This is a genomic window from Bradyrhizobium sp. RDI18 (assembly GCF_043203335.1).
Classification (GTDB): Bacteria; Pseudomonadota; Alphaproteobacteria; order Rhizobiales; family Xanthobacteraceae; genus Bradyrhizobium; species Bradyrhizobium retamae.
Genome location: NZ_JBICRN010000008.1, coordinates 2,266,214 through 2,280,217, shown reverse-complemented (window position 1 = coordinate 2,280,217; position 14,004 = coordinate 2,266,214). Strand labels below are relative to the sequence as shown.

11 protein-coding genes and 1 pseudogene are annotated in these 14,004 nt (G+C 62.0%); 9 read left to right on the top strand and 3 right to left on the bottom strand.

The annotated features are described in order from the left end of the window. From ACFXS9_RS20075 to ACFXS9_RS20045, 7 genes are all read left to right on the top strand, one after another. Positions 1–516, top strand: coding sequence for a hypothetical protein (locus ACFXS9_RS20075; protein ID WP_057847965.1), 516 nt, complete (start codon positions 1–3; stop codon positions 514–516). After that, the gene (locus ACFXS9_RS20070) at positions 516–1,463 is read left to right on the top strand and encodes an AAA family ATPase (RefSeq protein WP_057847966.1); all 948 of its coding nucleotides are present in this window, start codon (positions 516–518) and stop codon (positions 1,461–1,463) included. The genes ACFXS9_RS20075 and ACFXS9_RS20070 overlap by 1 nt, the downstream gene beginning before the upstream one ends. A gap of 7 nt (positions 1,464–1,470) precedes the next feature. Next, on the top strand, positions 1,471–2,037 hold the full coding sequence (locus ACFXS9_RS20065; protein WP_392691418.1) for a hypothetical protein: 567 nt from the start codon (positions 1,471–1,473) through the stop codon (positions 2,035–2,037). Beyond that, a complete protein-coding gene (locus ACFXS9_RS20060) occupies positions 1,958–3,001 on the top strand; it encodes an SAVED domain-containing protein (protein WP_392691415.1) in 1,044 nt (347 codons plus the stop codon). Before ACFXS9_RS20065 ends, ACFXS9_RS20060 begins: the two co-directional genes overlap by 80 nt. A 266-nt stretch (positions 3,002–3,267) precedes the next feature. Continuing rightward, entirely contained in the window at positions 3,268–5,652 is a 2,385-nt protein-coding gene (locus ACFXS9_RS20055; protein WP_392691412.1) for a TerB N-terminal domain-containing protein, read from the top strand. Next, positions 5,649–6,965 carry an ATP-binding protein gene (locus ACFXS9_RS20050; protein WP_392691410.1) on the top strand — a complete coding sequence of 439 codons (1,317 nt, stop codon included), beginning with the start codon at positions 5,649–5,651 and terminating at the stop codon, positions 6,963–6,965. Before ACFXS9_RS20055 ends, ACFXS9_RS20050 begins: the two co-directional genes overlap by 4 nt. After that, on the top strand, positions 6,937–9,168 hold the full coding sequence (locus tag ACFXS9_RS20045; RefSeq protein ID WP_057853248.1) for a DEAD/DEAH box helicase: 2,232 nt from the start codon (positions 6,937–6,939) through the stop codon (positions 9,166–9,168). Before ACFXS9_RS20050 ends, ACFXS9_RS20045 begins: the two co-directional genes overlap by 29 nt. On the opposite strand, the gene ACFXS9_RS20040 is transcribed toward ACFXS9_RS20045, so the two are convergent. Next, positions 9,106–9,504: a hypothetical protein gene (locus ACFXS9_RS20040; RefSeq protein WP_392700339.1), complete on the bottom strand. Its 399-nt coding sequence runs from the start codon at positions 9,502–9,504 to the stop codon at positions 9,106–9,108. The two genes, ACFXS9_RS20045 and ACFXS9_RS20040, sit on opposite strands and share 63 nt — an antisense overlap. On the opposite strand from ACFXS9_RS20040, the pseudogene ACFXS9_RS20035 reads away from it, so the two are divergent. Both ACFXS9_RS20035 and ACFXS9_RS20030 read left to right on the top strand, forming a co-directional pair. Further along, positions 9,428–10,657: pseudogene (locus ACFXS9_RS20035) on the top strand (TM0106 family RecB-like putative nuclease); the annotation flags it as partial. The gene ACFXS9_RS20040 and the pseudogene ACFXS9_RS20035 sit on opposite strands and share 77 nt — an antisense overlap. Positions 10,658–11,304: 647 nt before the next feature. After that, positions 11,305–11,409: a hypothetical protein gene (locus tag ACFXS9_RS20030; protein WP_392691407.1), complete on the top strand. Its 105-nt coding sequence runs from the start codon at positions 11,305–11,307 to the stop codon at positions 11,407–11,409. Here the strand turns inward: ACFXS9_RS20030 and ACFXS9_RS20025 are convergent. Next, positions 11,404–13,506, bottom strand: a complete 2,103-nt coding sequence (locus tag ACFXS9_RS20025) for a recombinase family protein (RefSeq protein ID WP_392691404.1) — start codon at positions 13,504–13,506, stop codon at positions 11,404–11,406. The two genes, ACFXS9_RS20030 and ACFXS9_RS20025, sit on opposite strands and share 6 nt — an antisense overlap. After that, a complete protein-coding gene (locus ACFXS9_RS20020) occupies positions 13,500–13,988 on the bottom strand; it encodes a hypothetical protein (RefSeq protein ID WP_392691402.1) in 489 nt (162 codons plus the stop codon). Before ACFXS9_RS20020 ends, ACFXS9_RS20025 begins: the two co-directional genes overlap by 7 nt. Between the last annotated feature and the right edge of the window lie 16 nt (positions 13,989–14,004).

The window sequence follows — 14,004 nt, the reverse complement described above, 5'->3', positions numbered from 1 at the left end:
ATGTCCGACAGCTACAGCTATACCGAAAGCAGAACCTTCACGGTCACCCACGCCCGCCACATGGCCGCCAAGGTCGCAACTGACCTGAAGCGCATGCAGCGGTTCTACGGCAAGCCGTCCGACGAAAGCATCGCGGACTACGAGACCGAGGCGACCGAGATGCTGCGGGCCGGTTATCTCGACACGGTCACTTACGGTTTCAAGAGGGATGGCAAGTGGATCGAGCCGACTCTTCGTTATACGGCCCGTGACCTCGCCGGTGCGTCGGCCGACGACGACGACCCCGGCCGCATCCGCCCAGGCGCCGACATCAGCGGCGCCTCCTTTTACAGCTATATGACCTACACGGCGGCGTGGGACCGGCTCAGCCAGGCCGAGCGCGAAGCCTTCAAGGCGACCTTGCCGTTCGCGCGCAACGGTGCCGCCGAGCCCGGGGTCTTGGGCTACCTATCCAACGACCGCACCTATTCGTCCGGGGGCAGGGCCCTCGACCGCGCTACCGTTAGGAGCTTCTGATGAACACCAAGCCGACACTCGACGAGCTCTTCGAGCGCCGCATCACCTATCCCGACATCGACCCACAGGCGCGCCTCGCCCGGCTCGTCGGGCTCGATGAGCAGAAGAACCGCCTCGCGAAGATCCTCGGCCTGCTCGTCAATCCCGGCGGCCTCGCCGATTGGGCGAAGAAGCACCATCCGGGTGCGCAGGCTTTGCTCGACACGGTGCTGCGGCGGCCTCCACTGGTGGTGCTCGCCGGCGACGTAGGCTCCGGAAAGACCGAGCTCGCCGAGACGATCGGCGATGCGGTCGCGCGGCAGGAGAAGATCGACATCACGCTTTTTCCGCTCAGCCTGTCGACGCGCGGGCAGGGCCGGGTCGGCGAAATGACGCAGCTGCTCTCGGCAGCGTTCGACTACACCGTGGCGGAGGCGACCAAACTCAAGTCGGCTTCGGGCCGGGCGCGTGGGGCTGTGGTCCTGCTGGTCGACGAGGCCGACGCGCTGGCGCAGTCGCGCGAGGCGGCTCAGATGCATCACGAGGACCGCGCCGGCGTGAACGCCTTCATCCGCGGCATCGATCGGATCGCCAATGCGAAACTGCCGGCGGCCGTCCTGATGTGCACCAACCGCCTCAATGCGCTCGATCCGGCCGTGCGGCGCAGAGCGGCTGACGTCCTGAGTTTTGCGCGTCCCGGCGACGAGCAGCGCCGCTTCGTGCTGTCGAGCCGGCTGGAGACCATCGGCCTCGGTCACCATCATATCGATGCCCTAGTCTCGGCCACCGGGCCGCAGCGCGGCGGTCGCGACCACGGCTTCACCTTTTCGGACCTGACGCAACGGCTGCTGCCGACCATCGTCCTCGACGCCTATCCGACCAGGGCTGTCGACGGCGCGCGCGCGGTCGAGATCGCCCGGTCCATGATTCCGACGCCTCCCTTCCGGGATGTCGAGATGCCGAGGTGAGGGAGCCATGACCCAGGCGGTAACGGTGCGGCGTGACGGGGACACCTTCCAGGCGCGTCTGTTCTGGTATCACGCGGCGCGTCTGCTCGATCCCGAAAGCCCGATCGTCCGCGTGGGTTTCGAGACGGGCCCGAAGAGTTTCGACGACATCTGGGTCGAATACGATCCGGCACGCAGTGCGGTCGACCAGTATGGCGATCCGCTGCGGCGCAAGCACATGCAGTGCAAATGGCATGTCACACCCGACAGCTACGGTTACTCACACCTGGTCGATCCGGAGTTCATCAACGCCAACGCCCGCTCATTGCTGCAGCGGGCGCGCGAAGCACAGATTGTCCATGCGCCGCAAGGCAGCGGCGTGCGCTTCAAGCTGGTGACCAATTGGCGGCTCGACCGCAATGACCCGCTGCGCGAGATGGTCGGCACCCGCTCGGGCGCGATGCGGCTCGAGCGGCTCTATGGCTCTCCTGACCGACAACAGCAGGGCAGGAGCCGTGCGCAAAGCCTGGCGCGAGCATCTCGGCATCGACGAGGCGGAGCTTCGGCTGCTCGCACGCACGCTCGCCTTCGGTGAGGCGACCGATACGCTCGATGGGCTTCGCGATCAGCTAGACCTGTTGTTCGCCTATGTCGGACTGCGCCGCATTCCGGCCAATCAGAGCGCGTTCCCCTACGACGACGTCATCTTTCAGTGGATGGCGCAGGGACGTGTCGAGTTCGACCGCGAAAGCTTCCGTGCCGTATGCGCTCGAGAAGATATGCTCGGGGCGGCCCAGGGCGGCCCTCGCGTCTACGGCGTGAAATCCTTTGAGCACGCGTTCGATCGGCTTGAGGAGCGCTGTCACGCGGTCCTGGATCTGATTCCGTCCTTCGACGAACGGTACATCCGCAGCGACGCGGACTGGGACGCCAAACTCTATCCCGCACTGCGGACCTTTCTCCTCGCGGCCGCCAAAGACCAGCCGCGGTTGCGACTTGCGCTTGACGCCCACGTTACGCTTGCCTTCGCCGCGGGCTCGGTCATAAACATCAAGTCCGGCCGCCAAGTGGAGCTCGAACAGCGAAGCACGGGCCGGCGGCTCTGGTCCGCCGATGACGTGATTCCCGATCCGACCTGGCCGACCCTCGTCTCCGAAACCGTGGAACTTCGGCCCGATCAACCGGACCTCGCAGTCGCGGTCGGCCTGACGCATGACGTATCGGCCGATGTGCGCCGATATTGCGAATCCGCTCTTCCGAATGTCGGGAATATCCTGATCCTAAAGCCGAGTTGCGGTTCGGGTGCGCAATCGGTCACTTGCGGCCGCCACGCATTCGAGCTTGCCGACGCGGCGACCAGCGCGATCCGCACTGCCAAGGCTGACGGGGCCGGCTTCACGCACCTGTTCGTCGCTGCGCCCAACGCTTTCACCTTCTTTCTCGGCCAGCGTCAGACCGCGCTCGGCGCTGTCCGGCTCTATGAGTTCGACTTCGACGGCGGTCGCGGTCGTTCCTATACAGCCGCCTTGACGTTGCCGCTCGACAAAGCGAAATCGTGAAGCGTGCCTGTGAAGGCGGTGGAATAGAGCAGCTCCCCCGCAGTATGCAAAGCGGGACCTGACCAGCCGCAATGCATTGGATCGCAGATTGTTGGCGCGGTGTCGGCGGTGACCATCGGGCGGAGTTCCAACCGTGCCGGACGAACGGCGGGGAGTAGAGCAGGGACAGAATGTGGGCCGACAATCGCCAGCCTGGCGGGATAAGGTTTGCTGTTGGTTGCATGGCATGCGAAACTCACCCTACGGCGATAGTTTTTGAGTTCTTATTGAAGGACGTACGCGGTATTTCGAGCATGGGGCGTCGGCGTACATCTTCCGCAGGCGGAACAGTTTTCCTGGTCGTTTTCGGCCTGCTGGCAGCCGCGGTTTCGGCCGTTTATCGATTCGTGGTCGAAAACGCCGCGGCGATCAGCGCGTTTGTGCTCGTATGCGGCGGCATTATCCTTTCGGCGTATCTGCTCTCGCGCAGAAAATCTCAAGCCGTACCGGCACTTGATCATGGAGAATCGTCGCGCGCGGCTAGACAGCCAGTCCGAAGCAGCGGTCCGACGCGGCAACAGGCGCCGCCGGCAAGGTGGATTCCTCTCGGTGAACGGGCGCGCGTAGGTAACGCTGAGATTGCGAGCGGTCTCTTCTACCTGGGTGGACACCTTCCGGGGCCGGGGCGGGCGATTGTGCAATATGCTATCAATCCCGCGCTGCCGGTCGCGGCCGCTGGTGCGGACATCGAAGGCAATTCGATGCCCTATTGGCCCTCCTATTCGGACATGTCGCCCGCCGCACGGCGTGCCTTCCTGGATTGGATGCGTGACGGCCGGCGCAATCCTGCCTACGGCATCGGCCATGTCTTCGTATTTTTCTACGGGCTTGAACATCGTCTTTTCGTTGAACGTGGCGACGATGCGGCCCTGCTCGTGCGCGAAGTCGAGCGACTGCTCACGATTTATGGCACCAACAACTCCTTTCGTGGCTACGCGACTACGTTCGTCACCACGGCCTGCGTGTGGTACGGCGCGCGGCTCCCCTTGCCGCCGCTGTCACCTGAGCGAGCGGGTGGTCCAGAGATGGATATTGCGACCCGTCTTCATCTAGGAGAGCGCCTCGCCGCCGCGCCGTCACTTTCCGCCGAGGATGCGTTGCGATGGGCATTGGCTTCACCCGACACCTATCTCAGGACACCCGCGCTCCGCTGCTTCGAGGAATTCGTGCAGCTATGGAACATCCGCTTTGTAAAGCATTTTCCGGCAGGGCTTGCGGTCAACGCAAAGAGCAACATTTCCCTGCGGTATCGCGCGGCAAGCGCAGCATTTGAAGTCGAGGTCGTTGGCCCGCACCAACAATGGCCGGATGTGTCTAGCATTTCCAAGCCTCTCGATAAGCTACAGGGGCTGGTCGCCGAGTGCACTGATGAGCTCGATACTTTCAGCCGTTTCGTAGGCCGCAAGCCGGCCCTTCGAAACTCAATGGTGGCGGCGGCGATGCTGCCGGACGATCTTCAACGGACGCCCGGGCTCGTCGCTGTCGGCGATTTCCGACGTCGGCTGGTGTCCGTCATGGGCGAGCAAGGGCGTGGCAGCACGACCGCCCAGATTCTCTTCGAAATGGCGGGGATCGAAGTTCCCCCGGATGGAAAGATCTCCGCGGCGGTCGCCGATGATCTCGGCCGCGCGCTGGATTCCATAGATGTTGCGATCGAGCCCGACCGGCGATACGGCAGCAGCGTGCCACGCGCCGACGAACAGGTTTTCGTGTTCAAGGCTCAAGCGGGCGGACCGGTCGATGCCGCGCGAACTGCGTTCACGGCGATGCGGGCGCAGGTCGAGGTCGCCGTTCTGGCCGCTGGGGCAGATGGCGATGCATCCTTCGAAGAGTTGCAGCGGACGATCGCCCGTATCCGCGCCGCTTCAGACTTGTCTGGCGTGGAACAAGCGCGCCTGATTGCCTTCGCCGTGACCACCTTCAATAGTCCTCCCAAACGTGCCCGCGTGATGCGTAAGCTCGCGGAAATGGGCGAAGCGGAACGCAGAGCGATCGCCGGCGCGGCCTTCGCGGTTGTCGGCGACAATCCAACCCCCGACGTCGCCGAAGTAAAATTCCTGGAACGGCTGCATAAGTCGCTTGGGTTGCCGAAAGAGGCCGTTTACGAGGGCCTTCATCAGGCCGCCGCCGCCCGTTCTGACGAACCCATCGCAATCAGTGAAGAAAAACGCGTCGCAGGCGTCCCCATCCCGAAGGAGTCGGCGCTCGCGCGAGCCCTCCCGCCTGCTGCCAGCAGAATTCGGTTCGACGCGGCTCGCCTCGCCCGCACGCGTCAGGAGACCGATGCCGTCTCCGCGCTCTTGTCGGGGATATTCGAGGAGGAAGCGCCGCCACCGCCGCCCGCCATGGCCGATCAGCCCGCCACTCTGAAGGGGCTAGACGGACCCCACACCGAACTGCTCGAATTGCTTGAACTGCGCGGGGCGATGAGCCGGTCGGAATTTGATCGCCATGCGCGAGAAATGCGCTTGCTCCCCGACGGGGCTATTGAACGTATCAATGATTGGTCCTTCGATCGTTTTGACGAAGCGTTGATCGAGGAGGGGGATGAAGTCGCGGTCGCTCCGCATCTGCGCGACCGCATCGCCGAGATAAGAGAGAGTGCGGCATGACGAAAGCTACCAAGACCATCCGTTCGAAGGAGAGGGATACGATTATCCAGGCTCTGTCAGCAGGCGTGGTGCCGCGGCTTGGATTGCCGCATATCGTGGTGGGTCGCGTGGGGGAGACAGCGGCGTTGCTTCGCGACATCGATCGTGTTGCCGACGGTGGGTCGGCAGTCCGCTTCGTTATCGGAGCCTATGGTGCCGGCAAGACATTCTTCGCAGGCATGGTCCGCTTGATTGCGCACGAAAAGAAATGCGTCACCATGCACGCTGACTTGTCACCGAACCGGCGCATTCACGGCAGCGGAGGCCAAGGTCGCGCACTGTATGCCGAGGCCGTCAACAACATGGCGACCCGAAACAAGCCCGAGGGCAGCGCCCTGCAGAGTGTCATCGAGAGGCTGGTCACCGATGCCGTGAAGGAAGCGGGCGAGAAAAGCGTAGCGGTTGAAACTGTGATTGACCAGAAGTTGGAGCCTATTTCCGGTCTTCAGGGCGGTTACGACTTTGCCACGGTGCTGAAGGCCTATTGGCGGGGCAGCGAGGAGTCGAATGGTTCGCTGAAGGAAAACGCGATCCGCTGGCTACGTGGTGAGTATTCCACCAAGACGGATGCAAGGAAGGATCTCGGCGTAAGGACTATCATCGACGACGAGACCGTCTATGAGTCATTGAAGTCGCTCGCATGTCTCGTCCGGATTGCTGGCTATGCGGGTCTCTTGGTCATGTTCGACGAGATGGCCAACATCTACAAGCTGCAGAATGCGCAAGCGCGCAAGCAAAACTATGAGCAGATTCTCAACATCGTAAATGATGCGCTGCAGGGCACGACGTCAGGGATCGGTTTCGTGATGTGTGGCACGCCGGAATTCCTGCTCGATACCCGCCGCGGCGTCTTCAGCTACGAGGCGTTGCAGTCACGTCTCGCTGAGAACGTGTTCGCCGGTGAAGGGCGTGTCGATTTCTCGGGGCCCGTGGTCCGCCTGCAAAATCTCACGCCAGAAGATCTGCTGGTTCTGCTCGGCAATATCCGCGCGGTCTTCGCCAGCGGCGATTCCGCGAAATACCTGGTTCCCGACGAAGCGCTGACAGCTTTCATGATGTATTGCGACCGCAAGATAGGCGAATCCTATTTCCGCACGCCACGCTCGACGGTCAAGGCGTTCGTCCAGATGCTGTCCATACTTGAGCAAAATCCCGGCACGACGTGGCAAGGCCTTCTTGAAACGGTCTCGATCGTCCCTGATACGCCGGACAATGTAGCCGAGGCGGGCGCGGACGGGGAGGGCGATGAGCTCACCAGCCTCCGACTCTCCTGAAGGGGCCTACCATAAGCTCCATCCGACCATCCGCCGCTGGATCCGCGACCAGGGCTGGGATGAGCTTCGTGAGATCCAGGCGCGCACTATCCTCTCCGTTATCGATGGTCATCGCGATATCCTGATTGCTGCGACCACCGCTGCTGGAAAGACGGAAGCCGCGTTTCTGCCCATCCTCACGCAGGTCGCCGACCGCAGTGATGCGGGATTCTCCGTCTTGTATATCAGCCCGCTGAAAGCGCTCATCAACGATCAGTTCAAGCGCCTCGACGAGCTTTGCGACAAGATGGATATCCCCGTCGTCAAGTGGCATGGCGATGCGCCACAGTCCGCCAAGAAGCGAGCTATTTCGAACCCTCAAGGCGTTGCACTTATCACGCCAGAATCAATCGAAGCCATGCTGACGAGACGCGCCGGCGATGCGCGGCGGCTGCTATCAACGGCCGACTTCATCGTCATCGACGAATTGCATTCGTTTCTGCAAGGACCGCGTGGCCTCCATTTGGCCAGCCTCTTGCGCCGTATCGATGCAATGGCGTCAAAACCAGCTCGGCGTATGGGCCTCTCGGCCACCATCGGTGACCTGCCACAGGCCGCTAGGTGGCTTCGGCCGAGCAATCAGGACTCAGTTGAAATCCTCGAAGCCAAAACTGACGCCCCCGAATTGCGCCTGCAGATACGCGGCTATGTCGAGCCACCGGAACTGGACGATCCCGATCATGCCGAGGGCGGATCCGGCGCCGAAGAAGTGCCGCGAAGGATCGCGCTCGATTCCATTGCCGACCACCTTTTTGGAACTCTGCGTGGCTCGAACAACCTGGTTTTCGGTAGCTCGCGACGTACGGTCGAGTCGACGGCCGACCGGTTGCGGCGGCGATCGGAAAAAGCCAAGGTGCCCGATGAATTCTTTCCGCACCATGGCAGCCTCTCCAAGACGCTACGGGAAGAGCTGGAGGATCGCCTCAAGGACGGTAACCTCCCGACAACCGCGATCTGCACATCGACCCTTGAGCTCGGTGTGGACATTGGCTCGGTTAAGTCCGTGGCTCAAATCGGATCGCCGCGCTCGCTGTCATCGCTGCGGCAAAGGCTCGGCCGGACCGGACGTCGCCGCGGCACGCCCTCGATCCTGCGGGTCTACGTGCGCGAGCCGCATATTGATAACGAGTCTGGAATCCTCGACCGGCTACGGCCGAACACAATCCGCTCCGTCGCCGTCATTCGGCTCTTGCTGGAAAAATTTGTGGAGCCGGCAGGCCAGGTGCCGGAGGTCGCCTCAACTCTCATTCATCAAATACTTTCCGTCATTGCCGAGCGCGGCGGGATAAAGGCGCGACCGCTCTACGATCTATTGTGCGGTCCTGGCCCCTTTGCGGCCGTCTCTGTATCTGAGTTCGCCGAACTTCTACGCCATCTTGCATCTGGCGCGATCCAGTTCGTCGAACAGTCCGGCGACGGATTGATCATGCTGGCAGAAAAAGGCGAGCACACCGTGCAGTCGCGGAGCTTCTTCGCTGTATTCGAATCGGCCGAGGAGTGGCGCCTCACCATGGGCGGCAAGACACTCGGAACTCTTCCTCTCTCGTACCCGGTTCACAAGGATGGCCTTGTGGTTTTCGCCGGTCGTCGTTGGATCGTTCAAGACATCGACGAAAAGACCAGCACGCTGTTCGTGGCGCCACATCCCGGCGGCGTCGTGCCGCGATTCGAACGCGCCGACGGTGAACGTCTCCATAATCGTCTCGCGGAGGAAATGCGTCGGGTCTACCTGGCGTCCGACGTGCCGCCCTACCTCGACGATAGGGGGCAAGAGTTGCTGGCCGAGGGACGTGAGATGTTTCAGAGCTTGAAGCTTGAGACCACGACCTTTGTGCAGGAAGAGCGGGACCTTCACGTATTTCTTTGGCGCGGTTCGCAGACGACGGCAGTGTTCGGCGCAGCCGCCGCAATGGCCGGCCTTCCGGGCCAAGTACACGACTTAGGGCTCACACTTGCCCAGACCAACGCGACCGAGGCTTTGCCCAAATTGAAAGCTCTCGCGACCGAAGAAGAGGTCGATCCAGTACGACTATCAGGCTTTGTGAAGGACATTGCAGCCGGCAAATTCAAGGATCAGGTTCCTGGACCGCTCGCGCGGTCCTTATGGGTTCGGCAGAACACCTCGGAAATCAATGCCATAGGCGAGATCGCACGCAGCCTGTAACTCACCGGCTTCGCTTGCGAGCATCGAGGTTAAGACATGCAGCGAATGGGCGAAACACTTCAACTCAGCGCGGGCGACCTGGTCGGCCACCTGAATTGCCATTACCTGACTGAGCTTGATCTCAAGGTCGCGCATGGCGAGCTCGCGAAGCCAAAGATCTGGGACCCTGTCCTCGAAACGCTTGCGGAGCGCGGCGCGCTGCATGAGCAAGGTTTCATCGAACATCTGAAGACTGCCGGAGCCGCTGTCACAGTGATCGATGGTGTTGGCATTGATGCAGGGGTCGTCGCGGCAACCACGGAGGCCATGCGGCGTGGCGATACTGTCATTGTCCAAGGTGCCCTTCCAATCTGGACAATGGAGTGGGCGCGCCGACGTCCTGCGCCGAGTCGAGATGCCAAGCCGCTTCGGCGCATGGTCTTATGAGGTTACTGATACCAAGCTCGCGCGCGAGACAAAGGGCAGTACCGTCCTCCAAATCTCACTTTACTCCGACTTGGTATCGTTCATGCAAGGGAGCGCTCCCGCATCCGCCTTTGTGGTGACGCCGGGAACGCAATATCAGCCCGAACCATACCGGATAGCCGATTACGCGGCCTACTACCGGCATGTAAGAGGCAGTCTCGAGCGCGCGATTGCGTCACCTACAGAGGGTGCCTATCCCGAGCCGATCGAGCATTGCGACATTTGCCGATGGAGAAACCACTGCGACGAGCGCCGCAGGGCCGACGATCACTTGTCGCTCGTCGCCGGTATCACCAAGTCGCAAGCTGGCGAGCTTGAGAGGCGCGGCGTTCACACTATGGCTGCGTTGGCCACCGTTCCTCTGCCATTGCCGTGGCGGCCCGATCGCGGCGCCGTGCAAAGTTACGAAAAAATACGTGAACAGGCACGAATTCAGGTCGATGGTCGGGCACAAGAAGCGGTTATTTATGAGGCCCTGCCTCAGATTGCCGGATTTGGATTGTCGCGACTGCCGGAACCCTCGGCAGGCGACATCTTCTTTGATTTCGAGGGTGATCCCTTCGTTGGCGAGGGCGGCCTGGAATTCCTGTTTGGGTACCTCTACGCGGACGACCAGGGTGCGTCGCGCTACACTGGGGATTGGGCATCCACGCGCCAGGAGGAGAGGGCGGCCTTCGAGCGCTTCATGGACTTTGTGGCTGAGCGGCTCCAAACTCATCCTGACCTTCACATCTATCACTTCGCCCCCTACGAGCCGGCCGCCATTAAGCGTTTAATGGGCCGTTACGCAACACGCGAGAACGACGTCGACAATCTTCTGCGTGCCGAGCGCTTCGTCGATCTTTATGCGGTCGTGCGGCATGCGATCCGCGCGAGCGTAGAGAGCTATTCGATCAAGAAGCTTGAGCCCCTGTATGGGTTCGAGCGCGGGGTATCCCTGGAGGACGTGCGTGTCGTAATGGCACGAACGCAAGCGCGGCTTGAACTCGCCGATGCCGGCAACATTCCCGAGCCCGACAAGGCTGCGATTTGCGGATACAACCGCGACGATTGCGCTTCAACGCAGGGCTTGCGCGACTGGCTGGAGACCCTGCGCGCCGAACTTATCCAGAGCGGCGCGTCGATTGATCGGCCAGCGATCCCAGAGGCGGAAGTCAGCCCGGAACTCGACGCGTGGCAAAAGAAAGTCGCTACCCTTGCTGTGCGACTGACCCACGGAGTGCCTGATGACGCTGGCGAGCGCACCCCTGAGCAGCAGGCGCGCTGGCTACTTGCTTCAATGCTGGATTACCACGGCCGAGAAGGCAAAGCGGTCTGGTGGGAGTATTTCCGGCTGCGGGACTTGTCGGCCGAAGATCTCTTATACGAGCGCGACGGGTTATCCGGCCTCGAATTTGTCAAGCACGTTGGCGGCACCGCCAAGAGACCAGTGCATCGCTACAGGTTCGCCTTACAGGACACGGACGTTCGTCCGGGCGATGCGCTTCACAGCTTGGGCGGGGAGAAATTCGGGGGCGTCGAGGATATTGCGCTGGACCAGCGCATGATCGACATCAAGAAGCACGGCGATGCGGTTGGCCTGCATCCGGAGGCAATCTTCGCTCACAGCTTTGTCGGGACTAAGGTGCTTGCCGACCCGACCGCCTCTCAGCCAGTCAGCGGCGCGATCTCATGGAGATCGTCGAGGACCGTCATGGCCGCGGCTCCATCCTCATCACCAGCCAACTCCCTGTGGCAACTTGGCACGAGGTTATTGGCGAGCCGATGACTTCATGATGCCTCCTTCTTCGAACGCTTGGTGCGTCGTACCCGATTGCGAAGCTGACGGATTTGGTCGTCTGAGAGCTCGATCTGCCATGGCTGGCCTTTGGCTAACTGACGACCTGCCAGCAATCCCCGCGCGAGATAATCGAACACCGTTTGCGGGGTGACGCCGAGCTCGGCTGCAGCGCCCTGAATTGAGAAGCTTCCATCGGGCCAGCGCATCGGATTCTTGTCCACGCCGTTGATTTTGACGGTGGGAATGCCCCAGCGGGTACGCAACAGCCAGACATTCTCGCCTTTGAAGGCGCAGCCTCGGGCCGCGACGAAGCCTTCCTGATTGAGTATTGCCGCGATCTCGGCATCCATTTTGTGTTCAGCATTCAACTCGACGATCCGTTGCCGCAACCGATCAATGTCGATGTAATCGCGGTAGGTCTGAACGCGCCGTTGCACGTGATGCTCGCTGGTTGCACCGGTCTGCCAGACGATCTTGAGCCACACCTGACCTCGGGTCCGCTTCTGATCAAGAACGACTTCGCGGATCACAAATCGCAGAATGCGCTTGCGATCGGCTGCCGACGTGGTGGCCGCGTTCCAAATCCGCGGTAGGTTCTCGCCGAGCGCTTGTAGCCCTGCGCATTCCGCCGGGCCAATCAGAAGCGGCTCTTGCCCGCGCCAACGCGCATGCTCCTGCTCGACCGCCTCTGCGACACGCAGCCTCTCTTCCCAAGCCCGCTCAAGTGAGCGCGCCACAAGACGGTTCTCGGGCTCTACGGCGTCATACTGGCGCCGAGCGCGCTCGGCCTCGTAGCGGGCGCGCTCCACGCGAAGCGCCCACTGGCGCTCGAGCTGACGGCTCTCCTGCTCCAGTTGGCCCGCGGCTGCGAGTGCGATCTCAATCTGATCCGGCACCAGGGCATCGAGGACCATCCGCTCGACCAGCGCGTCAACCGCCAAGGCCCGGACTTCCTGGCACATTGCACTGCCTTGCTGGTCCCGATCCGAGCGGCAGCAATAGACCGGATAGTCGGCATTCGGGCCCGTGTAGCGCATGCTCATGCGCCGTCCACAACGACCGCAGACCGCAATTCCTTGTAACAGGGCTGCCCCCTTGCGCGGTACGCCAGAGTGTCCTGCCTCATAGCGGCAGACGTTATCTGCCAGTCGCCCCTGGTTGGCCATGAACTCCTCCCAGCTGATATAGCCTGGGTGAGCGGCGTGGAGGCAAACCGCCCAATCCGCGATCGCTACCTTGACCGTTCCCGTCAGCGATCCCGGCCGGCATCGGCTCGGATCCTTTTGCCGGCGGCCATAAACATACGCCCCAGCATAGGCCGGATTCTGAAGGATATTAAGGACGCGTGTGCTATCTGGCGCACGCCAGACGATCTCGTGTGGAGAAGGTCCAAGCAGCGGCCGAACCGGCAAGGACAATCCATTCCTGTCCAAGTAACGCATCACACGACGCGCGCTTTGCAGTTCCCGGAATTTGGCAAACACGAGATGAAGACGGGCCCGCACCTCCTCATCCGGATTGAGAACAATTGTGCCCGCTCGATCGTAGGCGAGCCCGGCCGGCAGCGGCAGCCGCAGTTCGCCCCGCGCCGCCTTCTGGCGTTCCCCTTGGTGAAGGCGCATCCGAAGCTGATGCAGCTCCGCCTCGCTCATGATGCCGGACAGGCCCAACAGCAGGCGGTCGTGATAGGCGCGCGGATCGTAAAGCCGCTCGCCATCCGCAATCAGCACGCCAAATACCGAGCACAGTTCGAGAAGCTGATGCCAGTCCCGGTTATTGCGGGCCAAGCGCGAAGCGTCGAGACTCACCACGAGACCGGCGTTGCCAAGGCCGATCTCGGCAATGAGCTTCTGGAAACCATGACGGTCCACGCCGCCAGCACCGGATTTGCCCAGATCCTCGTCAATCACCTGGACGCGCTCGGGCGGCCAGCCCAGACCGATGGCGCGATCGACAAGGCGGTACTGCAGCTCGGTGCTCTCCTGATGCTGGCGCACCTGGTTCACGGATGACTGCCGCACGTAGACATAGGCCAACTTGGCTCGGTGAGCGGTCGTGAGCCGCTCGTCAGCGACGGTCGAGCTGATCAGCACGACCCAGTCCCCTTCCGGGCGTGCCGGGGATCGCTCGCATTCGCCGCATCAACGCGGCGATCGTTTGAGCAATCTGGGTTTGCGTCGCGGTCGACAGATTCGGCCAGAGGCGCGGAATGTCGGCCGTCGGACGGCCGGATGGCTTTGCCAACGTTGGCAGGGGTCGATACGCAACGCGACCTGGGAGCGGTCGGTGGGTCATCGCGAATCACCTTCTCGTCGAGAAGGCTCAGACTCGCGCTCAAATGTTGCATCAATGGGATCAGCGTCCGTACACTGATGCGCGGCAGGTCGGCCGCGTTCGGGCGGAAAGCGATCGACGTCTCGGTAAGGTCCGTCGACGCGATCCGAACCCCCCGCCGCCGTCCGTCCGGCAGCGCGACAACAACGTAGGCGGGACCGCGTCCCGACCGCTCCTTCAGCACCTCAAGCCGGTGCCCGAACAGAAAATGATGCGGGTCGGTGATCGTGACGTGAGACACGACCCGTTCCAAAATA

Coding starts and splice junctions, on each gene's coding strand:
- ACFXS9_RS20050 (WP_392691410.1), top strand. CDS start 5,649: ATGACGAAAGCTACCAAGACCATCCGTTCGAAGGAGAGGGATACGATT.
- ACFXS9_RS20075 (WP_057847965.1), top strand. CDS start 1: ATGTCCGACAGCTACAGCTATACCGAAAGCAGAACCTTCACGGTCACC.
- ACFXS9_RS20070 (WP_057847966.1), top strand. CDS start 516: ATGAACACCAAGCCGACACTCGACGAGCTCTTCGAGCGCCGCATCACC.
- ACFXS9_RS20045 (WP_057853248.1), top strand. CDS start 6,937: ATGAGCTCACCAGCCTCCGACTCTCCTGAAGGGGCCTACCATAAGCTC.
- ACFXS9_RS20030 (WP_392691407.1), top strand. CDS start 11,305: ATGGAGATCGTCGAGGACCGTCATGGCCGCGGCTCCATCCTCATCACC.
- ACFXS9_RS20065 (WP_392691418.1), top strand. CDS start 1,471: ATGACCCAGGCGGTAACGGTGCGGCGTGACGGGGACACCTTCCAGGCG.